General features: G+C 41.2%; 31 protein-coding genes and 1 pseudogene. 30 read left to right on the top strand and 2 right to left on the bottom strand.

The window, feature by feature from the left end:
• Positions 1 to 117: 117 nt before the first annotated feature.
• Both REC12_RS25005 and REC12_RS25010 read left to right on the top strand, forming a co-directional pair.
• Positions 118 to 438: a hypothetical protein gene (locus tag REC12_RS25005; RefSeq protein WP_308898935.1), complete on the top strand. Its 321-nt coding sequence runs from the start codon at positions 118 to 120 to the stop codon at positions 436 to 438.
• A gap of 406 nt (positions 439 to 844) precedes the next feature.
• On the top strand, positions 845 to 1,387 hold the full coding sequence (locus tag REC12_RS25010) for a class I SAM-dependent methyltransferase (RefSeq protein WP_308898937.1): 543 nt from the start codon (positions 845 to 847) through the stop codon (positions 1,385 to 1,387).
• 268 nt (positions 1,388 to 1,655) lie between these two features.
• Here REC12_RS25010 and REC12_RS25015 read toward each other — a convergent pair whose 3' ends face one another.
• Positions 1,656 to 2,288, bottom strand: a complete 633-nt coding sequence (locus REC12_RS25015; protein ID WP_308898938.1) for a helix-turn-helix domain-containing protein — start codon at positions 2,286 to 2,288, stop codon at positions 1,656 to 1,658.
• A gap of 171 nt (positions 2,289 to 2,459) precedes the next feature.
• On the opposite strand from REC12_RS25015, the gene REC12_RS25020 reads away from it, so the two are divergent.
• From REC12_RS25020 to REC12_RS25155, 28 genes and pseudogenes are all read left to right on the top strand, one after another.
• Positions 2,460 to 2,630 (top strand): hypothetical protein, encoded by a 171-nt coding sequence (locus REC12_RS25020; protein WP_308898939.1) that lies wholly within the window; start codon positions 2,460 to 2,462, stop codon positions 2,628 to 2,630.
• A gap of 239 nt (positions 2,631 to 2,869) precedes the next feature.
• Positions 2,870 to 3,349: a hypothetical protein gene (locus tag REC12_RS25025; RefSeq protein WP_308898941.1), complete on the top strand. Its 480-nt coding sequence runs from the start codon at positions 2,870 to 2,872 to the stop codon at positions 3,347 to 3,349.
• 1,314 nt (positions 3,350 to 4,663) lie between these two features.
• A complete protein-coding gene (locus REC12_RS25030; RefSeq protein WP_308898945.1) occupies positions 4,664 to 4,897 on the top strand; it encodes a hypothetical protein in 234 nt (77 codons plus the stop codon).
• 5 nt (positions 4,898 to 4,902) lie between these two features.
• Positions 4,903 to 5,472: a head-tail connector protein gene (locus REC12_RS25035; protein ID WP_308898948.1), complete on the top strand. Its 570-nt coding sequence runs from the start codon at positions 4,903 to 4,905 to the stop codon at positions 5,470 to 5,472.
• The gene (locus tag REC12_RS25040; RefSeq protein ID WP_308898950.1) at positions 5,469 to 5,810 is read left to right on the top strand and encodes a phage head closure protein; all 342 of its coding nucleotides are present in this window, start codon (positions 5,469 to 5,471) and stop codon (positions 5,808 to 5,810) included. Before REC12_RS25035 ends, REC12_RS25040 begins: the two co-directional genes overlap by 4 nt.
• Positions 5,803 to 6,210 (top strand): HK97 gp10 family phage protein, encoded by a 408-nt coding sequence (locus tag REC12_RS25045; RefSeq protein WP_308898952.1) that lies wholly within the window; start codon positions 5,803 to 5,805, stop codon positions 6,208 to 6,210. The genes REC12_RS25040 and REC12_RS25045 overlap by 8 nt, the downstream gene beginning before the upstream one ends.
• Positions 6,207 to 6,686, top strand: coding sequence for a phage tail terminator family protein (locus REC12_RS25050; RefSeq protein ID WP_308898955.1), 480 nt, complete (start codon positions 6,207 to 6,209; stop codon positions 6,684 to 6,686). Before REC12_RS25045 ends, REC12_RS25050 begins: the two co-directional genes overlap by 4 nt.
• 5 nt (positions 6,687 to 6,691) lie before the next feature.
• Positions 6,692 to 7,756, top strand: a complete 1,065-nt coding sequence (locus tag REC12_RS25055) for a phage tail sheath C-terminal domain-containing protein (protein ID WP_308898958.1) — start codon at positions 6,692 to 6,694, stop codon at positions 7,754 to 7,756.
• Positions 7,757 to 7,769: 13 nt separating this feature from the next.
• Positions 7,770 to 8,213 carry a phage tail tube protein gene (locus REC12_RS25060; protein WP_308898961.1) on the top strand — a complete coding sequence of 148 codons (444 nt, stop codon included), beginning with the start codon at positions 7,770 to 7,772 and terminating at the stop codon, positions 8,211 to 8,213.
• 20 nt (positions 8,214 to 8,233) lie between these two features.
• Positions 8,234 to 8,611 (top strand): phage tail assembly chaperone, encoded by a 378-nt coding sequence (locus tag REC12_RS25065; protein WP_308898964.1) that lies wholly within the window; start codon positions 8,234 to 8,236, stop codon positions 8,609 to 8,611.
• Positions 8,612 to 8,815: 204 nt separating this feature from the next.
• A complete protein-coding gene (locus REC12_RS25070; protein WP_308898965.1) occupies positions 8,816 to 10,612 on the top strand; it encodes a hypothetical protein in 1,797 nt (598 codons plus the stop codon).
• Between the two features lie 17 nt (positions 10,613 to 10,629).
• Entirely contained in the window at positions 10,630 to 11,034 is a 405-nt protein-coding gene (locus tag REC12_RS25075; RefSeq protein WP_308898967.1) for a hypothetical protein, read from the top strand.
• 21 nt (positions 11,035 to 11,055) lie between these two features.
• The gene (locus REC12_RS25080) at positions 11,056 to 12,045 is read left to right on the top strand and encodes an XkdQ/YqbQ family protein (protein ID WP_308898969.1); all 990 of its coding nucleotides are present in this window, start codon (positions 11,056 to 11,058) and stop codon (positions 12,043 to 12,045) included.
• A gap of 3 nt (positions 12,046 to 12,048) precedes the next feature.
• A complete protein-coding gene (locus tag REC12_RS25085) occupies positions 12,049 to 12,414 on the top strand; it encodes a DUF2577 domain-containing protein (RefSeq protein WP_308898970.1) in 366 nt (121 codons plus the stop codon).
• A complete protein-coding gene (locus tag REC12_RS25090) occupies positions 12,411 to 12,848 on the top strand; it encodes a DUF2634 domain-containing protein (protein ID WP_308898971.1) in 438 nt (145 codons plus the stop codon). The genes REC12_RS25085 and REC12_RS25090 overlap by 4 nt, the downstream gene beginning before the upstream one ends.
• Entirely contained in the window at positions 12,841 to 13,902 is a 1,062-nt protein-coding gene (locus REC12_RS25095; RefSeq protein WP_308898972.1) for a baseplate J/gp47 family protein, read from the top strand. The genes REC12_RS25090 and REC12_RS25095 overlap by 8 nt, the downstream gene beginning before the upstream one ends.
• The gene (locus REC12_RS25100) at positions 13,892 to 14,428 is read left to right on the top strand and encodes a putative phage tail protein (RefSeq protein ID WP_308898974.1); all 537 of its coding nucleotides are present in this window, start codon (positions 13,892 to 13,894) and stop codon (positions 14,426 to 14,428) included. The genes REC12_RS25095 and REC12_RS25100 overlap by 11 nt, the downstream gene beginning before the upstream one ends.
• An 81-nt stretch (positions 14,429 to 14,509) precedes the next feature.
• Positions 14,510 to 15,550, top strand: coding sequence for a hypothetical protein (locus tag REC12_RS25105; RefSeq protein ID WP_308898975.1), 1,041 nt, complete (start codon positions 14,510 to 14,512; stop codon positions 15,548 to 15,550).
• Between the two features lie 118 nt (positions 15,551 to 15,668).
• Positions 15,669 to 16,919, top strand: a pseudogene (locus REC12_RS25110) (IS110 family RNA-guided transposase).
• Between the two features lie 416 nt (positions 16,920 to 17,335).
• The gene (locus REC12_RS25115; RefSeq protein ID WP_308898977.1) at positions 17,336 to 18,670 is read left to right on the top strand and encodes a radical SAM peptide maturase, CXXX-repeat target family; all 1,335 of its coding nucleotides are present in this window, start codon (positions 17,336 to 17,338) and stop codon (positions 18,668 to 18,670) included.
• The gene (locus REC12_RS25120) at positions 18,655 to 19,074 is read left to right on the top strand and encodes a hypothetical protein (protein ID WP_308898979.1); all 420 of its coding nucleotides are present in this window, start codon (positions 18,655 to 18,657) and stop codon (positions 19,072 to 19,074) included. The genes REC12_RS25115 and REC12_RS25120 overlap by 16 nt, the downstream gene beginning before the upstream one ends.
• A complete protein-coding gene (locus REC12_RS25125) occupies positions 19,035 to 19,361 on the top strand; it encodes a hypothetical protein (RefSeq protein ID WP_308898981.1) in 327 nt (108 codons plus the stop codon). Before REC12_RS25120 ends, REC12_RS25125 begins: the two co-directional genes overlap by 40 nt.
• Positions 19,362 to 19,383: 22 nt before the next feature.
• Entirely contained in the window at positions 19,384 to 19,824 is a 441-nt protein-coding gene (locus tag REC12_RS25130; RefSeq protein ID WP_308898982.1) for a hypothetical protein, read from the top strand.
• Positions 19,825 to 19,826: 2 nt separating this feature from the next.
• Positions 19,827 to 20,219, top strand: a complete 393-nt coding sequence (locus tag REC12_RS25135) for a hypothetical protein (protein ID WP_308898984.1) — start codon at positions 19,827 to 19,829, stop codon at positions 20,217 to 20,219.
• A 132-nt stretch (positions 20,220 to 20,351) separates the two neighbouring features.
• Positions 20,352 to 20,486 (top strand): hypothetical protein, encoded by a 135-nt coding sequence (locus REC12_RS25140; protein ID WP_308898985.1) that lies wholly within the window; start codon positions 20,352 to 20,354, stop codon positions 20,484 to 20,486.
• A gap of 157 nt (positions 20,487 to 20,643) precedes the next feature.
• Positions 20,644 to 21,003, top strand: a complete 360-nt coding sequence (locus tag REC12_RS25145; protein WP_308898987.1) for a hypothetical protein — start codon at positions 20,644 to 20,646, stop codon at positions 21,001 to 21,003.
• Positions 21,004 to 21,192: 189 nt separating this feature from the next.
• A complete protein-coding gene (locus tag REC12_RS25150) occupies positions 21,193 to 21,648 on the top strand; it encodes a hypothetical protein (protein WP_308898989.1) in 456 nt (151 codons plus the stop codon).
• A gap of 727 nt (positions 21,649 to 22,375) precedes the next feature.
• Positions 22,376 to 23,104, top strand: coding sequence for an SGNH/GDSL hydrolase family protein (locus tag REC12_RS25155; RefSeq protein ID WP_308898991.1), 729 nt, complete (start codon positions 22,376 to 22,378; stop codon positions 23,102 to 23,104).
• A gap of 534 nt (positions 23,105 to 23,638) precedes the next feature.
• Here the strand turns inward: REC12_RS25155 and REC12_RS25160 are convergent.
• Positions 23,639 to 23,839, bottom strand: coding sequence for a hypothetical protein (locus REC12_RS25160; RefSeq protein ID WP_308898993.1), 201 nt, complete (start codon positions 23,837 to 23,839; stop codon positions 23,639 to 23,641).
• Positions 23,840 to 24,274: the final 435 nt, after the last annotated feature.

The following is a 24,274-nucleotide window of genomic DNA, read 5'->3' on the forward strand; positions in this document are numbered from 1 at the left end:
CTCCCATCAATGCACGGTGGGAGTCTTTTTATAGACGTTAATGCTGTGAGCACTTTTTTATGAAGCGAAATAAATTTATAGCATCATAAATGGCTTATCTTTAAAGGAGGGGATTAGATGGAACACTTATGGCCTGAAGACATCAATTTTGAGAGGGATATTTTGATTAAAACTACTGATGTAAACATAATTGTAAATCACTCCCCAAGCAGACACGTAGTTCAAACCTTTGAGGTTAAAAATGGGCCATATGCCGGGAGAAAGTATCATATTTTTTGTAACAAAAAGGGGTGCAGTATTGCGAACTATCACCCTAAAGATTACGCTGAAATGTTGATTCAGTTGGTGATTGAGGAAAAAGATACGATTTTTGAACAACATAAAGGCAAGATTTATCTGGTTCCCAATAGCTATAGGCAGGAATTGAATTATAATTAAGGGCTGCATGTCCCCTGAGGATTCGGGAGATGAGCAGCAACTATTACTTTTATTCATACTTAAGTTGATTATAATGAATTTGTCTTTTTTCCTCGCAAGTATTATTATTAACTTAATCCAGTTGCTCGCTGGTTTCCAGTTTTCAAATCATTTCATATTTCCACTTACCCCTCCAAAAGAGGGGATTTTTTTAATTTATCTGCTCTGCAGGTCTGTATAATCTCAGCAGTTTTTTGAGCGCAATGAGTTCAAAAGCTGAGGCCTGGTCAAGTCTGGCCGACTTTGTGTCAGACTTCCCCTATCAGACATACACTAAGTTATATAGTTTTGGAGTTCCTTGGGGGAAGGTTCAAATAAGTTAAGAAATAGCTAAAAACTAGATAACGTTAGGAAGAGGTTGAATAAGTTGGCGTTGTTAAACTGGCATGAAGACTTTATCGTTCATTTGGCAAGCCTCGTTTGTCCGAAGGTTTATGTTGAACTTGGTTTATATCATTGCATGCTGTTCAATCGTATTATACCTTTTGCCGATCAACTAATTGGCGTGGATATTAATGCGGATGCCGGAAACTATATGCAGAAATCTTCAAAAACTAGTTTTTTTAAAGGCACAACTCAGGAATTTGCCCAAGAAATAAAGGCTAACCCTCTGCAAATAAATATGTTGTTTATTGATGCCGATCATTCTAAGGATGCAGTGCTAGAGGATTTCAAAAATTTCTTTCCATATGTAGCTCCGCATGGCCTTATTTTACTGCATGATACTCATCCTGGCAATGAGCAAATGATTCAGCCGGAATGGTGCGGTACGGCCTACCAGGCTATGGCGGAGTTATCGAAGGGAGCGGGAGAGGCGTATGAACTGATGACAATTCCGCTTTCACCCGGATTAACGATTTGCAGAAAACGCTTGACGCAATTAGCCTGGCGGGAAACCATTATAAACTAACGGTAAGACTGAAATTGAAGCAAGCAATAGTTAAAAGACTAGAGGCGGGTAATTCCTCGCTTTACTTTTTTCGCTGCCTGGTGGGTTGGTCTAGCCTTAGCGTTGTAGATGATAATTGTCTCGTAGTGGTTTGATGCGATACTCCTGTTAACAGTGTAATCCCTAATTCGATCCCCTATAGCGGTATTTATGTCTTTATAGATTATGATGACCGAGCCAGTGAAGGCCTCAGATGACCTGAATTTTAGGTCATCTGAGGCCTTTATTTTTAGTGAACCTCCGCTACGTATCGTATAGCCTTACCGAGGATTCGAACGTCCTTCATTTCCTTTTTTGTGTATATTTGATCAGGATAGTTGGGGTTTTCTGCCCTAAGAATAACTGTTCCGTTAATTTTATAAACACGCTTCAGTGTGGCTTCTTGCCTGTCAATTAAAACGGCTGCGATTTCTCCCGTCTCAACATCCGGCTGTTGGCGAATGAAAACTAAACTGCCGTCAAAAATATAGGCTCCGATCATACTATCTCCCTTGACTCGTAAACAAAAATCCACATTAAGTCCCTCAGGTACATATTCATAACCTTCAATGTTTTCCTGAGCCCAAATAGGTGCGCCTGCTGCGATAACGCCTAAAACAGGTATTTTCTTTGCCGCTTCTTTCATTTCAGAATATTTGGACTCGCCGGGAATTCCCATTAGCCAAGAAGGTCTTAGTCCATACTTGGCGGCTATTGCCTGGACCGTAGGGATCTTAGGAGCCATGTCCCCTGTTGTGTAACGGGATATTGCGGAAGGACTCAAATGTAAGTATTCCGCCAAGCTGTAAGTGGTATCGTTATTGTCTTTCATCGCTTCTAAAAGCCTTTGCCCAAACAGGTTCTTGTTGAAATACTTACCCATGTGATCCGCCCCTTGCATTGTTTACTCAGATGTTATTATATTTTCAAATGTAGAGAAAAGCAATGCTTTGACATAAATGTCGCAAAATGATATTGCGGAACTCATTGACAGAGTTTTGAGGAATGCTATAATGAAAACGTTGAGTAACGCATTAAAGAGGAGGTAGATTAAATGCCGAAAACACTTTGTACTCAACTCTTGAAGGGACGAATAAAGGGGAAAAATACGTTTTACCGGAAAGCTGGCAATAAGCTAGTAAGGAAAAATATTCTTGTGCCGGCAAGCACTCTGTCGGGTAAAATGGACGCTTTTTCCTTGATGACTGTCACTGAGGCGGAGTAATTGCTGTTTCCTTAAGAATGTCGCGCGATGAATTGGGTCGATATTTTTTCTTATAATGTTGCTAAACTCAGCGAAATATGCCCTGGCTTAGTAAAGTTGTTTTCTTATGCCAAACTAAAATTTACAATGACTTTTATAAAGCACCTGAGCTGACTATGGCCCGATAATGGATTATAGGTTGCTGAATGGACAAGCTCTGGATTCTTCTTAAGGCAAAATAAAGACGAGGAGGTAAAGTCTTGGCTAACAATGAGGTTGTGATTAAAGAAAAGAAAAAACGAGAGAAACCGATATGGTACCAAAGAACGGTTCGCCGCTTTACTACTTATACTCAAGATAAACTGCGGCTGCAAATTCTTAGGGCACAGCTTGAAACAGAATTCCCCGGCAATACGTCTCACATCAGCTTAAGCCCCGGACACGCTATTGGTATGGTAAGGGATCAAACCGGGGAATACGGCTCTAAACGATCAGAGCTTGAAGCAGAAATTAACGACTTGAAATTTAAGATTCAAGAGGTGGATATCATCCTTAATTCTTTGGGTTCCACGGAAAGGAATTTAATAGAACTTAAATATTTCCAGAGATTTCATAAGGATTTTTGGATAGCTGGGGAAATCGGGATAGCAGTGAGGTCTTATTATCGACTGAAGGAAGAAATAATAAGTATGGCAGCACAGATGTTTGGCTACGCTGAGCGGGAACAGGTTAAGTTGTGAAAAGTATTTAGCCTTTACCAGCTATGAGCTCTGATATTGAAAGAACTGTTTATTCGAGCAAGTAACCGTTAAACTTATTTAAGGTAAGCACTTAAAAGCTGGTTCAGAGGATTAACGGATTTGATTTTAACTTTAATCCATTTTATGATATTTTTGGCAGTAATTTGTCAGAAACTTTGCAGAGTTTTACCTCAAATCCATGATATTATGATAAAAAGAGAGCTGTCCGATAGGGGCAGCTTTTGTTATACAGTCAGAAAGGATTAACTACTTCCCTCCCGCATAAAGGGTAATTAGGGGGGTGCCTGCGCCGTAAGCTCCTAGGATGTGTTAACCCGTAATCCGTGCAAAGATAGTGTCTTTGGGTGTCAGTCAAGCTCTTTTATCCTGAATAATTAGTCAGAGGATTCTAGGGGATAAAGAGAATATCTTTTTGGAATTAAGATGAGAGGAAAGGGGTGAGGCAGTTTAAGTTTGTTAGGAAAGGTTATAGAGATTTTCCTGCAAGAAAACTGCCCGGACAAAAGGGCAGGTTTATAAGCAGGTGAATGTTTTCTTTATATGAAATTAATTACATTTATATAAAATTACAGAAAAATAGGCAGAGAAATGGCAGTAGACTGGCTGAGAGTTGGCCCAATTACATCGAAAATCCGTGGTATTATGTTATAAAGAGAGCCGTCCGAAAGGGGGGCTTTTGTTATTAGTAATTGATCCGCTGGCTAAGCCGTTCTAAGACTCCCGCTTCGGCAAGCGGTGAGTTAAGAGCGGCTAAGTCCCTGGATAAGTGCGACTAAGATTCAGATGGAGTTAAAACTCCACCGGAATCAAGTCTTCTTTATTGGCTAATCAAAATTTAACTGAAGCATGAGAGGTGAACATAGTGAAGAAAAAGAATTTTAAGAAAGAATTGCCTAAACCGCCACCGAAGGTTAAATACGAAGACACTAAGAGGTTTAAAACTTTTGACCGGATGATGAGAACGAATAAAGGAATATGGCTGGAATAAGGAAGTGGAAGGAGGTGAGATCTATTGACAATCATAGCGAACATTATTATAAAGCTTCCCTCTTGGGGAGAGTTGTTGAGCCTGAGTCAAAAGTTAAGAGATTGGTTTGAAAGCAGCGGTGTTTTTAGGTCGATTTCAATAGTAAGTATAAAAACAGCCATACAGATGATGGCTGTTTTTAAATGCTCGGTTCGAAAGTCGAAAGCACTGGCAAACTTATCCTTTGAATGCTTCTCAAACCTCAAAAAAGGTAGACAGGAAGCAAAGTTCAGAAGCTTCTGTTTTGTTGTTCTTGATCAAGCTGATTGGGCGAGGATCAATTTGGAGCTGCAAATGATGAGGAGAGCTCTGGGTATTTGCCAAAGTTCCTCAGTCTTGCAGAATGCCAAAGGCTTGAGCGCAGAAAAAATATGGCGATGGAGAAGGTTGGCCAGAGAACCTACATGAGGATGAACCCCGATCCGCTGAGCAAAGTTAATGACCTACTCGTCGTTAAAAATATTCTAAAGAGCGGCGAGGGTAACAAAGGTAGAAGGTGAAGTAAATGGCACTGAAGTTAATTACACCGCCGGCAATGGAACCATTGAGCCTGGAGGAAGCGAAACATCACTTGCGGATTAGCGGTGATGATGACGATGCGATTGTATCCAGCCTGATAAACCAGGCCCGCGAGTATTGCGAAAGTTATCAGAAACAAAAGTATATCACGCAAACGCTGGAGCTGGTGCTGGATAGCTTTCCGACTACAAACTATATTGAGTTCACGGACTTTTCGCCTGTTCAAAACGTTGTCAGCGTTAAATACTATGGCACGGATGGAACGGAATATATCTTCGATGCCGAAAATTACATCGTGGATACCGATAGTCTTGTGAATCGAATCGCTCTGGGCTACAACAAACAATGGCCTTCAATTGCTCTTCAGCCAATTAATGCCGTTAGGATTCGGGTAGTTGCCGGCTATGGTGATGCTTCGGAAGTTCCGGAGTCCGTCAAATGGGCTATGGTACTGCAAATGAGATTAGTTTATGATGATTATAAGCCGGAGGATTGCCAGAAATTAGAGAGCGCCCGGGATGCCTTTCTCAATATGAACAGAGTGGTGCCTGTATGAAGTCTGTAAAATTAAATAAGAAGATTGATATTCAAAACTATGTCCGGGTGGAAAACGAAGTTGGTGAAGAAGTTAAGCAATGGCAATCTTATGCTGAAGTGTGGGCTTATTTTCTAACTGGCTATGTTCCGGTTGACGAACACCTGAAAGCTGAAAAGGACACAGAAAGTGTCTATTATGAGATCGTGATCAGGTATCGGGATGACATTGATACGGCTATGCGTGTAGTTTATCACGACAAATTTTACAATATCGACCACGTCGTCAACGACAAGGAACAAAATATTGAAACTCATTTATTTTGCACCCTGATAGAAGAAGGTGTTTATAATGAGTAGTTTGGAAATCAGTGGCTTAGCAGAGTTTGAGAGGGATCTTGGCAAAGTTGTCAGTGAGAAGTATCCGACAGAAGCAAGAAAATTTATGGAAAAACAAGCTGATGATCTGAAAACTCAGGCTATGCGCGAAACTCCGGATAACCTGACAAAAGAACACTGGCAAATAGCTACCGCAAGCGCGGAAGGTGAGTCCGGAGGCTATATTGAATTTACGGTTACGAATAACGCTCCGAACGTCCGCTTAACTGAAAACGGGCATAAACGGGCAAATCGGCATGGAAAATATCGTTTTTATCCTGGGAGTTATATGCTGGAAAAGGCTGTGGTAAAGAAAGAAGCCCAGTTTGGCAATGAACTGAATACCTTTATACGCCGGGTCTTGGAGGAATTAGAATTATGATTGGATATGTTGATGTTAAACGATCCATAATTGATGTTTTGAAACGTAAGGCCGGTACTGTAAAGGTTGTCGCTAATGAAGAAATGAGCGGATTCAAACCACCCGCCTTTTTTGTGCAAATAATGCCCATTAATGATACACCTTATCGTGATTACGAGGAGAAACTTCTAACTGTCAATATTCATTACTTTTCGGCAGAAAAGACAGATTTAGCTAACCTTAAAATGCTTGACCAGTTAAATCTGGCCTTTTTTAATGTCCTGAAAATCGGAGATCGGGTGATTACCCTGCAGAATAAGAGACATCAGATCAGTGATAATGTCTTGCAGTTTAAGTTTGACTTGGAATTTTTGAATGATCTCGAGGCAGAAGAAATAAATAACAACTGGGTAATGATGACTGAGATTGACGAAAGCCTGGGTTATAGCGAAGGAACCGTAGAGTTGATGCAAGAATTAGAAATCGAGGAGGAATAAAAACTATGGGATTGCCTGAAATCAATATCAAATTTCAGACGTTAGCCGCCACCGCAATTGCCAGAAGCGCGAGAGGAATTGTCGCCTTAATTTTGAAGGATTCAACCAGAGCCACTTTTGACACAAAAATCTATACGGATATCACTCAAATTGATCCTCAGGATTGGACAGCCGCAAACCTGGATTATATCAATAAGACCTTTCTGGGTATTCCAACAAAAGTTATTGTTGAAAGAATTGATACTGCTGCCGTAAATTACAGTGATGCCCTGGCGAGGCTAAACAACAAGAAGTGGAACTATCTGGCGATCCCCGAACTGGCTGACGGCGATGTTTCCACAATTTCTACCTGGCTTAAGACGCGAAGAGATGTGGATAAAAGGACGTTTAAAGCGGTCTTGCCCAACAGTGTTTCGGACCATGAGGGAATCATTAACTTTACAGGAAAAGATATCAAAGTTGGTGATACAACGTATACGACAGCGGCCTATTGTGCCAGAATAGCGGGAATTTTAGCCGGTTTGCCCTTCACCCAAAGCTCAACCTATTATGTTCTCAGCGAAGTAGACAGCATCACTGAAACAGCAACACCGGATTCCGATATTGATGCCGGGCAGTTTATTTTGATCAATGACGGTGAGCATATCAAAATAGGCAGAGGCGTAAATAGTCTAACTACGACGACGCCGACAAAAGGGGATATGTTTAAGAAAATTAAAATTATGGAAGCTATTGACCTGATTCGCGATGACATCCGGGATGCCTTTGAAAACGAATATGTCGGTAAGGTTAATAATTTCTATGATAACAAGGTCCTCTTGATCGCTTATATCAACCTCTATTTCAAAGGACTGCAAAAAGATGAGGTTTTAGACCCTGATTTTGCTGCCGCGGCGGAGATTGATCTTGAGGCTCAAACGGAATACCTTCAGTCAATCGGGGTTGATGTTGCGAATTTACAGACGGCACAAATCAAGGAATACAATACGGGAAGCAAAGTCTTCATCAAAGCAAGCGGCAGTCCGCTTGACGCTATGGAAGACCTTGATTTCTCAGTATTAATCGTATAGGAGGGATAAAGTTATGGCAAAAATCAGAGGCAATAATCAAATCAGCGGTTCCTGGGGTCAGATTTGGTGGGATGGTGAATTAATCTTTGAATTAGAGAGTTTTGAGGCTAAGGTAACTGCTGAAAGAGAAGACGTTGTCATCGGCATGAACAAGGACTCAAAGCTTGTGGGGCTGAAAGGTGAGGGTTCAATAAAGGTCAAGAAGGTGTTCAGCAGAGGAAAGAAAAATCTGCTTGAGGCTTGGAAAAAAGGTCAAGATCCGCGCAGTACTCTTGTGGGGAAAATAAAAGATCCGGATACTGTTGGCAATCAGTCTGAGCGTATTTCCATAGGCAACGTCTGGTTTGACGAATTGACCTTAATGCAATTTGAAAGCGGCAAGAAGGGTGAAGAGGAATACAAATTCGGCTTCACCGCTGAAGATGCAGATTTCCTGGATACAATTGAGGTACAATAAAGAAAAAGAGGTTGTTGGCCATGGAAGTAAGGAAGAAATTAAGTGTTAGTGATTTAATAGCCAACGTCGATAAAATTAAGGCCAAAAAGGCCGAAACTCGGGAGCTGTTTGTTAAATCCCTGAATGCAAGCGTTACAATCGTTAAACCCAGCCGGGCTACGATTCTTGACAGCTATGATATAGGAGAGGGCGCAGGCAATTCGTATTTAGTGTATGAGTGCGTGATGGAGCCGAGCTTTAAGGACACAGCCTTACAAGCCGCCTACAATGCCACCGGCTATGAGGTGCTGGACCAAATCCTGGATTCCGGTGAAATCGATTCCATTGCCAAAGAAATCATTGGCTTTGCCGGATATGGTGCGGATTCCGTAAGTGTCGTTGAAGATGTAAAAAACTGATCAAAGGTAATTCAGAATTGTACTTGATGCATTATTATTTGCAGAAAGGAGTCACACTGGATTACCTTTTGAATTTATCCAATCAAGAAAAGCTGTTCCTTTCGGCGAGTATGAATTTGGCATTTGAAGAAAAAGTGGAAGAATGGAAACAAGGTCATTTGGTTTATCTTGCCAAGTGACCTTGGCTTTTAAGGGGGTGGAAGTATGGCGGGAAATCATGTTATCGGAGCTACATTAACCCTCAGAGACAATATGAGCGCCGCACTAAGAAAGGTGAGAAGCGAGCTGTCGGCCTTTAGCCGGGATACGGAAACAACGCGCCGGGCCTTGGACAGAATGGCGCGACAGCGCAATGAGGTTAGGATAGATACCACGTCCGCGCTTAGAAGTATATCAAGAATTCGGGAGTCTATTGAGCCTTTAAGGAATAGGGTCGTGATTCGAGCCACTGTGCAAGACGATGCCAGCGGAGAAATACGACGGATTCACGATGAGACAGCTGCGTTGGGAAATCAAACCATAGCTCCGGAAGTTCGTATCAGGGACAAAGTAAGCAGTGCCGTGAAGGGCATAAAAAGTAAATTTGAAGCACTTGAGCCGTTGACTTCTAAGATTATGGCATTGGGCCCGCAAGTATTGAAAGGCGCTACAGATGCCCTAGAGAGTGGCGCGACCCTGGAACAACAGCAATTGGTCCTGAAGCACTCTGTAAGTATAAATAATCCCAATATGAACGCTGCTGATGCAGCTGGTATAAGTGCCGATTTCCTCGGCAATTTAAAGAATAACGCCAGTGACACTCATATTCTAACCTCGGACGTGGTTAGTGCCGGCGCCAGCGCCGTAAGCATCACAGGCGGGGATACCACAGGAGCGATGGAGCTGGTAAAGCTTTCTGAGGATATGGCCGCCTTAAATCCCGGGAAAACGATCAGTGAAGCTATGGAGGCTTTAGCCGGGGCGAAAAATGGATCAATGGAAGGATTGCAGGGATTTGGCGTTTCAATAGGAGAGGATGAATTTAAAAGTTTCGCCGGCAGAGGAAAGAATGACGACATGTCGGAGGCGGATACCAACACGGCCTTCGGTATGCTTGTGGATAAGAAATTGAAGCCCTCTTTCAAGGGCGGAACGGCGGAACAGGCAGACACTGGTTTGGGTCTGGTAAATGCAGTTAAGGGGAAAACAGGCTCATTAATTCAGGATACTGGTCTTAAAATGTTGGAGAGGCTTAAGCCGGCCATCAAAAGTGTTGTTGCTCTTATTGATCAATGCAGTCCCCAAATTGAAAAACTTGCTCTCAAGATAGCCGACGGGATAGAATCTATAGTAAATAAGGCTACCCTTGTTTATAACTTTTTCAAAACAAATTGGGCAACGTTGAGGCCTTTTATTGAAGGAATAGCGATTGCTTTCGGAGCGGTAACCGCTGCGCAATTAGCCTTAAACATTGCGATGAGTATAAACCCGATAGGTCTCATCGTCTTGGGCATCGGCTTGCTAATTGGTGGCTTAATTCTCCTCCACGATAACTTTGACGCGGTGAAGGCAAAGGTTGATGAAGTTGGGGTAGCCATTAAAAATAGATTTATAGAATGTGTAAACGGAGCTATCGATTTAATTAATGGCTTAATTGGGGCGATTAGGGAAATCCCTGGTTTCGGTGGTATACCTTTGATAGGTAAGATTGCCTTAGACACTTCAAATAATAGCACCGCCGATGGCATGCAGGCAGCAAGGAGCCACGCCAATGGTCTCGATTACGTTCCATATGATGGGTATATCGCCGAACTGCATAAAGGTGAAAGAGTGCAGAGAGCCAGCGAAAACCCTTACAACGGCGCTCGAAGCTCATCGAGTGTGAGCGGTAAGTCAAATGAGAAAAGCATATCTATCGCCAAGCTTGCCGACACGATTATAGTCCGCGAAGATGCGGACATTGATAGGATCGCAAACGCCCTGCTTCTGAAGATCGACGAAACAGCCCTGAATATGACTTGAATGAGGGGGATATGGCAATGGAATTTTGGCTGATTCAAGGTGATGAAAAATTACAACTTCCTGTTCCTCCACCGGCGTATTCTATCAAAAGGTCTCTAAATAACAGCACTGCCAGCGTAGAAGGTAGCGGTGAAGTAAGCTTTATAGGAAAAGCAAAATTGTCTGAAATTCAAACGATTGAATCCTTCTTTCCCAATCAGGCCTATAGCTTTTGCCAATACAGCTCTTTACCAACACCGAAAGAGTGCACGGATCTGATCGAAAAATGGATGTTAAGTGGGAAGCCAATCAGGTACCTTGTAACCGGAGCCATCAACACGGAATGTACCATTGAAGATTTTGAATACGGCGAGCGCGACGGAACGGGAGATGTATATTTTACTCTGAACCTGAAGGAGTACAAGACAATAACCCTAACTTAATAAGCCGGGTGGGATGGAACTATGATTAAACTTTACAGTTTATACAATGGGGTCGTAAGAGATATAACCAGTGCCGTCAAGAGCATAAGCAGTACCGGGGATAAAGCACAGGTGGCAAGAAAATTAGACGTTACCCTCGCTTATCCTATATGGGACAGAAATCAGCCGAGAGTACAAATCAGACCGGGTACTAAGGTTTGGCTGCTAATGGATGGCAAAGAAATATTCAGGGGCGTAGCCTGGGACAGAGAAATTAATTCTGATTCTGAGGAACTGACGTTTCCTGCGTATGACTATTTAATTTACCTTACAAAATCTAAGGTAACCTATAATTTTGTTAACATTACGCCTGAGGATGCAACATGCCAGATATGTTCCGAGTTAGGAGTGGAAACCGGGGATATTGCGAGCACCGGAATTAAAGTCAATAGACTCTTAGCTCAAAAAACAGGTTATGAGGCTATTATGGAGATGTACACTCAGGCCTCTGAGACAAACGGCAAAAAGTATATTCCCGTGATGGATGGCGCAAAGTTGTGTGTCATCGAAAAGGGCAACGTAGTTGCAAACTATGCGTTAAGGTCTCAACTGGGCGACAGGAGCAATAATGTCTTAAGTACCAGTTACCGGGATACTTTAGATGGCATGGTTAACAAGGTGAAAATCTACGACAGTGAAAATAATTATGTCGGAGAAGTCAGTAATAATAGTTGGATTAATGAATTCGGGCTGATCCAAGAGAATTATGTCAAAGAACCTGATAAAGACAGCGATTTGGTTGCCAGGGGAATGCTGGCGGATGTGCAGACTGATATTACTATTTCAGCCTTGGGAAATTGGGCCTGCAGAACAGGCTATGCCGTAGGCACTGAAATTTTTTATGTCAGTACTTTACAAAGCGCGGTGATGTATATCGAGGGGGATACGCATACTTGGGAACCGGAAGGGGGCAAATACACCATGTCTTTAAATCTAAGTTTTAAAAATCAGATGGACACTAAGGGGGATTAGTAAGTGAGGAATCCATACAGCGCTCTTATCAACCATATGAGAACACAAGGCGGAAAAAATAACACTCCGTATGTCCAGGTAGGTCGAGTTGTTACTCCAGAGCCGCTAACTCTTAAGCTGGGTGACTTGCAAATCGGTAAAGAGAGTCTCCTGGTTGCAGATTACCTATTGCCGAACTATGAAAGAAAACTCAATATTCCAATGACTCCGGCCAGTGGAAATACAACAGAAGGGAGTATTTCCAGCGTAGAGGTGCCTGATGGAGATATTAAATTTACAGATGGACTGGGAGCTGATGACCTTGTAGCCCTAATTTCTACATTGGATGAGCAGACTTACATTATATTGGCAAAGGTGGTTAGTCCATGAGTATATTTCCGGCGGAAACTATCAACGTAAGTGACCTTATTCTGGCGACGGAGACGGCTGCGGACGATTTACCCCTTGCCAGGGAATATGCCTGGGATTTTGATAAAAATGATTTCTTGCTGGTTAACGGGAAAAATATAATCGTAACGGGTAAGGAAGCGGTCAAGGTGTGGATATGGCAAGCTCTAAATACTCCTAAAAATAGGTATCAAGCTTATAGCACGAGTTACGGCAATGAGCTCGCCTTGCTGATTAACCAAGGATTTTCAGCGGGTGCCTTAAGATCTGAGGTGGAGCGGTATCTAAAAGAAGCCTTGCTCATCAACCCCTATATTACGGGTATTAAAAATATCGATATGATTGTCGATGGCAATAAGATGGATGTTGGCTTCACCGTAACAACGATCTATGGGGAGGAAAGCATAAATGTTTAGTGAGGCAAGTTCGGCAGTATTAAATAGGATGTTAGGTAATGTACCTTCTGACGTGGATAAATCAGAAGGTTCTTTAATTTATGACGCGCTTTCCCCAGTAAGTAAAGAAGTTGCCTCAAGTGAAATACAACTTGACGAAGTCCTTGATATGGTCTTTGCTCAAACGGCGGCCGCTAAGGGATATTCTACACAGCTGGAATTACGGTGTGGTGAATTTGGATTAACTAGAAAGCCCGGTACGGCCGCAAGCGGTGAAGTAACCTTTACCGGTACGGAAGCGACGCCTATTCCTCTAGGTACAACGATTCAGACGCCGGGGGGATTGAGGTACACTACCACGACTTCAAGGATTATTACAGGAGGCCTGGCAACTATCAAAGTTCAAGCCGTCAATGTTGGCACGGCCTACAATGTACCTGCTGCGACGATAACACAGATTCCTGTTGTCATAAGCGGAATTACAGGGGTCAATAACTCAAATCCTATTATTGGAGGGAATGATGCTGAAACTGATGGGGCTTTACTGCAAAGACTTTTAATTCAAGTTCAAACTCCTCCGACCAGCGGCAATGTTGCCCATTATATTCAGTGGGCCTTGCAAGTTCCTGGGATAGGAGGAGCACAAGTGTTTCCCTTGTGGAATGGCCCTGGGACTGTTAAAGTCTGTGCCCTTGACAGCAACATGCAGCCTCTTTCAGATCCATTGCTTGCGGAACTCAGTACCTATATAGAATCCCAGCGGCCTATAGGGGCGATAGTGACCTATGAAAGTGCAGCTGCTTTGCCGATCAATATAAGTGTTAATGTTGTAAGAAATACGGCATATACGCAGGAACAGATCCAAACAGCAGTGATAGCCGGGATTTCAGACTATTTAAAAGGGATTGCTTTCAAACAAAACTATGTAAGTTTTGCAATTGTCGGTTCCATAATTTTAGCGACTCCAGGCGTGAATGATTACAATGCGTTAACCGTGAATGGTGGCACGGCTAATGTAACAGTCGAAAGCGAGCAAGTAGCAACGGTGGGAGATGTAACAGTAAATGCTCCTTAAAGATTACCTGCCACCAGCCGTAGCCAAGACCAGAATTTTTTCAACTCTCCTGACCTCTGAACAATTGGAAATTAATAATCTGAATAGTTCCATTCAAGATATTGTAAATCAATGCTTTGTAAATACTGCCACTTGGGGCCTAGACAATTGGGAGAGTTTACTCGGAATTATCACGGATCACAGAAAGGATGTAAATTACCGGAGGACTGTTGTCAATGCCAAGCTAAGAGGATCAGGAACTATAACTGTCAACCTCGTTCAAAATGTTGCCGGCAGTTTTATCAATGGTAAAGTGGCCGTTATTGAACATCCAAGTATCTATTCTTTCGAGGTTATGTTTGTAGGGACTGTGGGTATTCCGCCAAATTTATCTGACGTACAGGACGTTATCAACCAAATCAAGCCGGCACACTTGGCAGTCACGTATACTTTTTTATATACCCAGTGGAGCAAGGTAAAAACTATAACTTGGGCAACGGTCAAGACCGGTACATGGGGCGGACTTAAGAATGGGGTGGTGATATAATTGTCAACTTTAACAACTAATTTGAACTTGGTTAAACCTGAACTGAATGATAATGCCGATATAGCGGTTATAAATGCAAATATGGATTTGCTAGATGCTTCTATAACTGCTAAAGAAACACCGGAAGGAGCACAGGTTAAGGCGAACACTGCTGAAGCAAATTCAAAAGGATATACAGATACAAAAATAGCCTCCCTCGTTGCAGATGCTCCTATGTCCTTGGATACTTTGAAAAAACTGTCCGATGCTCTTGGTGATGATCCAAATTTTGCAGCCACGATTAATAACCAAATGGCAAGTAAGGTCGACCAGACCACTGTTAATGCACATTTGGCCGATGAAGCACAGCTTCACGCGCAATGGGATGCTCAAAACTTGACCCTGGTTTCCGGGAACCTTGTCGCAGATGCGCTTTGCTGGTTAGGGAAAGCAGTTAAGGTTGTACAGGGATCGAGCCCAAGCGCGGTCTCATTAGGAAATGTATCAACATCGAGCTTAAGATTCGGGAAGTTTTCGGCTGCATTTAGGCTTAAATGCAATTCTAGCTACACTGCGCCAACCACTGCTCCCACTGTGTCCTACGCTACAAATGCCAGTTCTCCGTTGATCAACACAACCTATTACGTAAAATACACTTGGGTGTATACTAATGGCGCCGAGACTGGTGCTTCCCCTGAGAAAAGTTATGCCATTGGAGCAACGGGGAGAAATCTAGTGGTAACGGTACCGGTTTTGCCTTCAGGAGCAGTAGCCACAAAGGTCTATATTGGTACGGCCACCGGTACTGAAACGTATCAAGGGCAGACAACTACAACGGCATATACACAATCGACGGCGCTGACCACCGGAATAAGTTGCCCTCCCAGTGGGGATTTCGTGGTAACAAACCTTAAGGTTACGGATCAGTCCGATGGCAATGCTGTTGTCACATCAATTATGAATACAGATATTGTAGATGTTGCAAATTATCAGATATTCTACGTTCCGTTCGAGAACAAAGGTACGTTTAGCGGTAATGTCATAAAATTTTCGCTTACATGCGAAGCTCATCCCACCTTGGAGATTGACCTCGATAGTATCATTGTTGAACTGATTCATCCTGGGACTTATGTTTTACCTTAAAGAAAGCATTCCTGTAGAACGAGAAAAAGCAAAATTACAAAAACGGAGACCTCACAATAAAATTTGAAAGGATACGCTGACCAGCAAATCCAATCAAATTATATCGGAGGTCTGTACCATGAATTGTATTCAAAACGAGAAGCTAAATCAAGTTATAGAAGATACGCTCGTGATTGGAGTGGACATCGCCCACAAAACCCATTGGGCCAGGGCATTTGACTGGTGTGGAGTTGGGCAAGGTGTATCGCTTTGAAAACAGCAGGGAGGGATTTGAGGCTTTTGGCAGATGGATAGAGAAGCTGAAACACAGCACGGGAAAATCCGCAGTCATGGTAGGCGCGGAGCCGACCGGGCACTACTGGTCTGGCGCCATACTTGAAGGAATGCGAAATGAGACTGGTTTTAGTAAATCCCCATCATGTGAAAAAAAGCAAAGGAAATGGACGACAATCATCCGAGTAAGACTGACTGCAAGGACCCGGAAACAATTGCCAAACTGGTATGCGAAAGGCGATACAACGAGCCATATATCCCTGAAGGTGTGTATGATGAACTATGTATTTTGATGGACTTGCCGGTTGCGGGTCTGCAAAGAGTTGAATCAGATCAAAAACCGAATACAGCGATGGTTAAGCATTTCCCGAATTTGTCAAGGTGTACTGCAAGATCGAAACGGTAAGCGGTTTGCTTGTTCTGGAGAATGCACCGTTGCCGGAGGATATCGTCGCATTGGGAGTCGTCGAACTCAACGAGTTGTGGCGGAAATCCAAAGTAAAGGCTGTGGGAATGAAAAAGGCTATGAGTCTGCATGAAGCAGCCAAGAACAGAGTGGGATGTAGAAACAGTGGCAATGGAGCCAGGCTAGAACTTCGGCTTTTGCTCAGGGATTACCGTATCAAGATGGAGCAGTACGCACAAATCATGAAGGAAGTGGGGAGGATGTGTAAGCAGATTTCCAACGTGGAAAAACTGCTTGGAATAGTGAGCGTAGGACTTGTAACCGTTGCAGGATTTATAGCTGAGGTTGGGGACATTCGGCGCTTTCGGTCTCCAAAGCAGGTACAGAAGCTGGCGGGTCTGGCCTTACGTGAAAACAGTTCGAGTCAGTGCAAGGGACAAACAACAATCAGTCGGCGCGGAAGGGCACGGTTGCGTGCCATTCTGTTTCAGGCGATGATGCCCTTGGTATCCAAGAATCAGGAGTTACACCACCAGAGCAAAGAATCCCTTGAAAAAGAAGCAGTCACTCATCGCACTTAGCTGTAAGCTGATCCGGGTATTTTATGCCCTGCTTATCAAAGGGATTGCATATGACCCAATTAAGCTGGTAACAGATATTCATCGCTCGGCAGAAACGCTGGCTGCGTAACCCCCAATCATATGCGATGTTTTCTGAAATCGTCACCAGAATACGGATATCCTTTTTGAACAGTAATTACACAAGCAAGAGAGTCGGTAGTCAGTCACTAACATCATCCATCAGAGCATTGACTCGGGAAGAAAGCAATACTGACACCCATTTTGTGGATAGGCAGAACGAAGGAATTGAGGGCTGGGACTTCCCATGACCCTGTTAGATGTGAGAGGTTTGCTGCTATGAGATGTATGGGTACCCAACAGCTGACAGAGAAAAACAACATGACGCTTTGTTTGCTGTCCCGTTTTCTCTGAATCCGGCATCCGATGTTGATTCTGTCCACATACTGCTCTTTCAATATGTATGAAATACTGCGATTTCAGGAGATATTCGAAGCAAAACGTGAAATTAATAGAGAGGATGAGAAAATGTCACCTAAAAATGGTTTATATTTAACCTCCGCAGATTATGAATCTTGGCAGGATTATTTTGGGGCTTTAGTGAAAGACGATTATGTAAAACCTAGACCAGGTGTATGTGCTACCGACCCCGATTTAAAATCAAAAAATATCACTTTTGTCGTTACGGAAAAATGCAATTTGAATTGCACCTATTGTTATGAAACTCATAAATCTAATAAAAAAATGAGTAAGCAAGTAGCCAAAGATGCTATTGATTTTTTATTCGATGAAGGAAAAGTCAATGGGTATTTTGATCATGTAACTTCACCTGGAGTAATTTTAGATTTTATTGGTGGAGAACCTTTACTTGAAATTGAATTAATTGATTATATAGTTGAATATTTTAAATTTAAAGCATTTGAAGTGAATAGTCCTTGGGCATTTAATTATATGATAGCATTTACAACTAATGGGATCTTATTTAAAACTAAAGCTGTTCAAGATTTCTTAAAAAGAAACAAAGGTAGGGTAAGTATTGGACTTACTATCGACGGAAACAAAGAACTCCATGACGCATGTAGAGTTTTCCCTAATGGTTCAGGGAGTTATGATATTGTTGAAGAAGCCGCAAAGGAATGGGTTAAAATTGATGGCCATCCACAAACAAAAATTACTTTATCACCGTTTAATGTTAGTTATTTAAACAATGCGTTACGAAATGTATGGAATCTTGGAATCAATGGGGCGCATACAAACTGTGTTTTTGAAGAAGGGTGGACAAAAGAGCATGCCAAAATATTTTATAAAGAACTTATTAAACTAGCTGATTATTTATTAGAAGAACAAAGATATTCTAAATTTTACACATCTCTTTTTGATGAATCTATTGGCACTCCATTAGTTGACACTAAAAACTGGTGCGGCGGTAATGGCAGAATGCTTGCTATTGCCCCGGATGGAAGATGTTTCCCTTGCATTCGATTTATGAAATATTCATTATCAGAACGTAAAGAACAGCCTATTGGAGATATTTGGAATGGTCTGAATAAGAAGGAGGATAACAAATGGCTTAACCAGTTAAAGCAAATTAACATGGTTACCCAGTGCCAGTGGGCAGATAATAAAAAGTGTCTTACCTGCCAGATCGCTCAGGGATGTTCTCTATGTACAGGTTACAATTATGATAAGTTTGGTGACCCAAACCATAAAGCAACATTTATTTGTGATATGCATCATGCTAGAGTTCTTGCAAATGTATATTATTGGAATGAACTTTACAAAAACCTAGGAATTGATAGGGCTTTTGTAAATAATGTGCCAAAAGATTGGAGGGAAAGCAATGGGTTGTGCAGCAACATGTGAGGATTGTGGTAGTTGTGCCAATAACTGTCAAGGAGGCTGTACCGGTAACTGCACTGGTGGTTGTTCTGGCTGTACCGGTACTTGCACTGGTAGTTGTTCTGTTTGCGCTGGAGGGTGTGCCACATGTACTAGTTGCACCGGTTGTAGTGGCAGCTGCACTGGTAGTTGTTCTGTTTGCGCTGGAGGGTGTGCCACATGCACTAGTTGCACCGGTTGTAGTGGCAGCTGCACTGGTAGTTGTTCTGTTTGCGCTGGAGGATGTGCAACATGTACTAGCTGCACTTCGTGTACTAGCTGTTCCGGTTGTTCTGCTTGTACGGGAAATTGTTCTGGATATTGTGATAATTCATGTCAAGCTGCAAATATGGCTCAAATTATTGCTAATCTTGGAACTAACATTTTAGAAGGGGGGATTTTTAAAGCTGATGATTTTTTAGATCTTAAAGCTGCCATTCGAAATGAATTTTCTAGGAGAAGCAGGGCACTACCAACGGGAGATACGTATACAATTCAGCCAGCTATAGGAGTAGTTTTAACCAAAGAGCATGTTCAGAGGGTATTTGATGATGTCCATTTGTTCAACTCTTCTCAAAATCAGTCCGTAGGGATTGGGAATGTGGTAAAAACAAGTGATACAGCGTCAACCATTGTATATATTCAAACCCTCATGGCGCAAAATGTTAGACCTTAAAATATGAAAAGGAGTGATTTAAATGACAACGGAAGAAACAACGATTTTAACAAGTACTTTAGATTTGTCCAGTAAGGTTTTATCAAATGATTTAAATGTTGAGGATTCAATAAATGCAATAAACAATGTTACTGCTAATACAGATGAATTTAATCCTTTAATTAAAGAAGATGTCAATAATATTATTGAAAAGAGTACGACAACCAATAAAAACGTTACAGCGAAAATTATTGATGGTTTAACAGTATTAACAAATAAAGACGCGTTATTAGCATTGTTAGATGCGCGAACATTAGATTTATCTAATACTGTAGCAGTAAAAGTATTTATTGATAACGCGTTATCAAGTACAGTTAAGGATTTTAATTATTTTAGTTTAGTCGTTAAAATGGCTATTTTGATTAGTGATAAAGATAGGATTATATCAATTATTAATAAAATTCAATCATTGGGGGCCGCTTAATTATGGAAATAATCGCCGCAGGAAATCTACTAGATGAGATGAAATCTTTGAGCGCAGATCAGAGGATTTTTGTTGACTTTCCGGTAGATATATCAAATACACTTGAATTATTTTTGTATCAAATCCAATCTGCTGAAAAACTGTTCAATTCTTTTATAAGTAATACTTCCGAGGTAGCTTCAGAGTTTAATCTAAACAGATTTTTTACTACTTACGCAGAGTTAGTGAGGAAGAAGGAGGGGTTGTTCAGGAATGAGTGTGTTCGACTTCTTGGGACTCAAGTTTTTAACTTTTGCAATCTCCCGATCAATCGAATTAGATACTATCTTGATTTTCAGTTAAAGAAATTAGTCATAACTAAAAATAAAGTTAATCTTATTCCACACACCAAGTAGGGTGTTATTTTTTATGCCTTGGAAGGAATTAGATATAAGCATTTAAAAGAATGATTTACCAGTTTCGGTAACTTTTATAAAATTTAAAGAAATAATATTATAACTGAAGAAGCTAGAAAAACGACGATCCTGATGATGTACTTGGTGGCGACTTCACGGTCACAATCAATTTTTGAGGTGACTCCCGAGATGGCCAAAGAAGACGAAGATGCCCGCGATACTTGCGCTGCAAGAGAAAAAGAAGAGGAGACATCAGGGCAAATGTAGGATTCAACAGAGCAAACAGACGGATAATAAGATAAGCTTTGGGCAAAGTAACTTTCCTTTTACTCACACTAGGCGCATTATGCGCATTATGCGCAGTAAATGACTTGGATTCAGAAGCGTTTTTTGTACCCGAAAGGAGTGAAGTGAGGCTATAGCAGTGGAAAACTCAGTGACGGAGCAAGCCTGTGAAAGAACACACAAAGGGCTGGACAAACAGATGGAGACAGCGGAACAGAAGCTAAACGCTCATTCTGAGACTATTACAGACCTGAAAATCATCGTTGGTCAACTAACACAATTATTAGAGAACACATCAAAAGCATTGGAGACAATGGAAAAAAGAGTCTCTTCTCTGGAGACAGCCCAGGAAGATGTGGAAAATGGTAACGGGTTCTGGGATTCTATAGGTGGGCAATGGATCATTAAAGGGGTTGTGACTCTAGCGATTATTATTACACTGGCAGCGATAAGGCATAATACGAACCCTGAATTTCTGGAGAACTTTTTTGAGAAATAAAAAGTTATTTGTACCAATTAATTGATTGGCTATTTGAATCAGACCACAGTGGTGTAGATCCGGAGAGGAGACTACAGACATCTCAATGACTAATTCTATCAGGAAAAGTGAGGAGGGATACAGCCGCTGTGTTTGGTGCACCTGATACGTTAATATTTCTGCAAAATATTACGGAAGGGGAAAGGAAGGATGAATACCCAAGTGATAACGCTGTTGATCGTTATTTTAAGCCTACTGTGTTTTTGGGGGACAATGTTCAGAATCCGGTTTTTGGAAAAACATGGTAAAGATCCAGGCAAAGAGATGCAGATTGCCAATACCTTTGTGGATGTAGCGGAAAAAATGAACACCGCGCTTAAAGCCTTTATCCCATCCTATGTTGAGAATATTATTGATACGGTCTTAAAAGTGACGCAGGCGGGTGTACATTCAGCGCAGCAACTTTATAATAGCGGCCAACTTTCTTCGGATTTAAGAAAAGAACAAGCTATTCAATATGCAATAAATATGTTTAAACTAAGTGGCCGTGAATTAACCTCTGACTTAGAACAATCCATCCGGGATACGGTTGAAGCAGTTGTATATCTTATGAAGCAGAATGAGCAAGTCCCAACTGTCAGTGCCGATACCAAATACATGAGCTAAAAGCTTACGCTAAGATTAAATCACTCATTAACAAAGCGATAAGTTCAGCCCAAAATCAGTATAGGTAATAAAGAGCGTGTTGCTCCACGTTTGTGCATAAACGTTTTGCTATACGCTCTTTTTTGATTCTATCCTGAAAATTAAATGACCCCAAAATAGGCAAAAAACAAAACCCATAAAACCAACTTGTATATCCAAATTATGGTTACGACTTGGCTCCTGCTAAATTTCAAATACTTCTCGTTATGCTACCTCTTCAACCGTGACTTTATACCCTAAAATCTCAAGATTCTTGGGCTGTTTCAAATTGAAGGCTGGTGCAACAACCACTCATGGATCATTCTATCCTGCGTGCTCTCCAAAGAGGCAACCATCTGTGGTGCACCTGGTCGCTGTGGTCTGCCTAGATTACGGGCTCGAAGCACCATAGAACACCGACCTACCTTCGCCAGCCAAAGAGAACTTCGACACGAACCAATTTTCATCCTTCCGATGGTGCTGCGTCAGCGGCATGGGAGTCTAGATAAAAATAACAAAAAAGTAATAAATTTCATTAAATTTTTATCAATACTGTTTCACGCAAAAATGTAAATATATAGTATAATATGTCGAGATATTGTAAGTTTTGTTCAATATAGCTCACTTTTTTGGAATTTTAATAATAACCTTTTACTGTGATTTTTTTCAATAACTTTAATATTCAATCATAAATAACGAGGTAAAAATCATGAAAAAAGCAAGCATATTTTTAACATTAGCAGTACTTGTACTCGCTATGGTGGGTCTCGGCATCCGCGAAACAGCTCAGCCAACAGAGAAAGTGGTTTCCACTACTACAACTCCTAAAGCGCAACCCTTAACAGGTATTAGCAAGATAAAGACTGGTACGATTAATGCTGTAATCCTTGGGGAGTCAATCGCTGTGAGTCAAGGTGCTTCAAACCCCTTAACGACCGGGTGGAATTCGGATCTAGAAACAGCTTTATTCAAGAAGTATTCAAACAAAATAGTTTGGGACAACAAAGCCTCATCAGGAAAACTCATAGATTATCTCTTAACGAGAGCAACTGAGATAACAGATACTACAGATGCAGTATTTATTTTCACAGGGAGAATCGACAGAAATTTCTCCATGCCGGAACAGTTCACTGAAAAATATACTCAGTTAATCAATATTATTAAAAGCAAGGCCCCAAAGGCAGATATATTTTGCGTTGTTGAGCCTCCTATGATTTCCCCGGACGAGTCCAAATTTTCAGGTATCAGAAAGGCAATTATTAATGTTTCAGCTGAGACAGAGACAAACTTATTAGATGTTTGGAGTGCATTTCCTCAGGATCAGGATACCTTGAGCACTTTGCTGCAAGATGTACTTCACCCGAATGATGCAGGTAATAAGCTGATGTCGGATTACATTTATCAGCAATTAGTTATGCTAATAAATGAAGACAAGTAAAATTGGCCTGGAAATAATATAGTATTAGTATTTGTCCTCATAGATATTATTTCCCCTAACTCTCCTGTGTCTGGCAAACTGACTATGGGTTAGTTGGCTTTGGCGAAAGATGCAAAAAAGAAGAGTCGGTTAGACTCTCTTTTTTGAAAGCTCTGCTGTCTATAAGTGCGGTTAACAATATACAATATGGTCGTTTCTCCAAAAAAGTTACAACTCGTCCTATGGTGTAGGTTGAATTTTTTCGTATAATGGCCACTTGAATAATAACCGGCTCCCAAGTGAGATGTACTTGTTAGAAATTTTAAGTTTTTCAGACATCTATAATAAGTGGTGGAGATTTTAAGTAATAGTATAATTACTAAATAATAGGTAAAAAATAATTTTGCTGGAATATCCTTCTATTAGTTTTTGCTCCTATCAACGCTAGGAGCTTCCTTTTGCCAATTTTTAACCTGTTGATGATATAGGACTAATAAAAGGTTAGGTAGGATGTCCTTGGTCCATCCGGCAGGAGTTAGATACTAGAGATAATGATCATTCGAGCGACTTTTTCCCTGAGGAGTTTTTGTGTTCCTTTTCAAGAGTGAAGATAAGCTTTCCTCCTTTAAGCTCTAAGTCAACCAGATTAGCGCCCCTATGTAAATTAGCGTTTATTGTCGCGATTTCCTCACTGGTTATTTTTCCGGGATCGACTTCCAGCAAACCTCTAGTAATTTCGAATGTTTTAAGGTTCATTTCATCTTACCTCCTAAGTATTCTTTTGAACCCAATATAAAATTATATTAAGAGTGCTTTCACTTTAGTTTTAACGATTTTTCATTCACCATTCGTTTAATTAAATACGTAATACTGGAAAAGATAGACGATGAAAATATAAAAGAAATAATATCCGTTATATGCTGTGGTTGAATACCAGTACCTAAAACATTTGCTTGATTCTAAGCTCAAAATGAGCTTTAAGAAATATAATCTGTCTATACTCCTAAAATAACTCCATTAAGCGTATATCCTAATAAGGAAGTGATTCGTTAATGATTTACTTTATATTAGGGTTTTATGTACTAGCCTTGATCCTATTCTTAGTGTTTAACCATGCTGTTCACAAATATGACAAGGATGAGTATAAGACTAAGATTTATTAAGACCGTCCAGGCGACGGTTATTTTTATG

The organism is Candidatus Desulfosporosinus nitrosoreducens, from assembly GCF_030954495.1.
Classification (GTDB): domain Bacteria; phylum Bacillota; class Desulfitobacteriia; order Desulfitobacteriales; family Desulfitobacteriaceae; genus Desulfosporosinus; species Desulfosporosinus nitrosoreducens.

Excerpts from the sequence above, each read along its gene's own strand:
- REC12_RS25005 (WP_308898935.1), top strand. The coding sequence starts at position 118 with ATGGAACACTTATGGCCTGAAGACATCAATTTTGAGAGGGATATTTTG.
- REC12_RS25080 (WP_308898969.1), top strand. The coding sequence starts at position 11,056 with ATGATTAAACTTTACAGTTTATACAATGGGGTCGTAAGAGATATAACC.
- REC12_RS25135 (WP_308898984.1), top strand. The coding sequence starts at position 19,827 with ATGGAAATAATCGCCGCAGGAAATCTACTAGATGAGATGAAATCTTTG.
- REC12_RS25035 (WP_308898948.1), top strand. The coding sequence starts at position 4,903 with ATGGCACTGAAGTTAATTACACCGCCGGCAATGGAACCATTGAGCCTG.
- REC12_RS25105 (WP_308898975.1), top strand. The coding sequence starts at position 14,510 with ATGGATTTGCTAGATGCTTCTATAACTGCTAAAGAAACACCGGAAGGA.
- REC12_RS25160 (WP_308898993.1), bottom strand. The coding sequence starts at position 23,839 with ATGAACCTTAAAACATTCGAAATTACTAGAGGTTTGCTGGAAGTCGAT.
- REC12_RS25045 (WP_308898952.1), top strand. The coding sequence starts at position 5,803 with ATGAGTAGTTTGGAAATCAGTGGCTTAGCAGAGTTTGAGAGGGATCTT.
- REC12_RS25130 (WP_308898982.1), top strand. The coding sequence starts at position 19,384 with ATGACAACGGAAGAAACAACGATTTTAACAAGTACTTTAGATTTGTCC.
- REC12_RS25050 (WP_308898955.1), top strand. The coding sequence starts at position 6,207 with ATGATTGGATATGTTGATGTTAAACGATCCATAATTGATGTTTTGAAA.
- REC12_RS25065 (WP_308898964.1), top strand. The coding sequence starts at position 8,234 with ATGGAAGTAAGGAAGAAATTAAGTGTTAGTGATTTAATAGCCAACGTC.
- REC12_RS25055 (WP_308898958.1), top strand. The coding sequence starts at position 6,692 with ATGGGATTGCCTGAAATCAATATCAAATTTCAGACGTTAGCCGCCACC.
- REC12_RS25075 (WP_308898967.1), top strand. The coding sequence starts at position 10,630 with ATGGAATTTTGGCTGATTCAAGGTGATGAAAAATTACAACTTCCTGTT.
- REC12_RS25100 (WP_308898974.1), top strand. The coding sequence starts at position 13,892 with ATGCTCCTTAAAGATTACCTGCCACCAGCCGTAGCCAAGACCAGAATT.
- REC12_RS25125 (WP_308898981.1), top strand. The coding sequence starts at position 19,035 with ATGGCTCAAATTATTGCTAATCTTGGAACTAACATTTTAGAAGGGGGG.
- REC12_RS25150 (WP_308898989.1), top strand. The coding sequence starts at position 21,193 with ATGAATACCCAAGTGATAACGCTGTTGATCGTTATTTTAAGCCTACTG.
- REC12_RS25015 (WP_308898938.1), bottom strand. The coding sequence starts at position 2,288 with ATGGGTAAGTATTTCAACAAGAACCTGTTTGGGCAAAGGCTTTTAGAA.
- REC12_RS25020 (WP_308898939.1), top strand. The coding sequence starts at position 2,460 with ATGCCGAAAACACTTTGTACTCAACTCTTGAAGGGACGAATAAAGGGG.
- REC12_RS25095 (WP_308898972.1), top strand. The coding sequence starts at position 12,841 with ATGTTTAGTGAGGCAAGTTCGGCAGTATTAAATAGGATGTTAGGTAAT.
- REC12_RS25090 (WP_308898971.1), top strand. The coding sequence starts at position 12,411 with ATGAGTATATTTCCGGCGGAAACTATCAACGTAAGTGACCTTATTCTG.
- REC12_RS25115 (WP_308898977.1), top strand. The coding sequence starts at position 17,336 with ATGTCACCTAAAAATGGTTTATATTTAACCTCCGCAGATTATGAATCT.
- REC12_RS25040 (WP_308898950.1), top strand. The coding sequence starts at position 5,469 with ATGAAGTCTGTAAAATTAAATAAGAAGATTGATATTCAAAACTATGTC.
- REC12_RS25060 (WP_308898961.1), top strand. The coding sequence starts at position 7,770 with ATGGCAAAAATCAGAGGCAATAATCAAATCAGCGGTTCCTGGGGTCAG.
- REC12_RS25155 (WP_308898991.1), top strand. The coding sequence starts at position 22,376 with ATGAAAAAAGCAAGCATATTTTTAACATTAGCAGTACTTGTACTCGCT.
- REC12_RS25070 (WP_308898965.1), top strand. The coding sequence starts at position 8,816 with ATGGCGGGAAATCATGTTATCGGAGCTACATTAACCCTCAGAGACAAT.
- REC12_RS25140 (WP_308898985.1), top strand. The coding sequence starts at position 20,352 with ATGATGTACTTGGTGGCGACTTCACGGTCACAATCAATTTTTGAGGTG.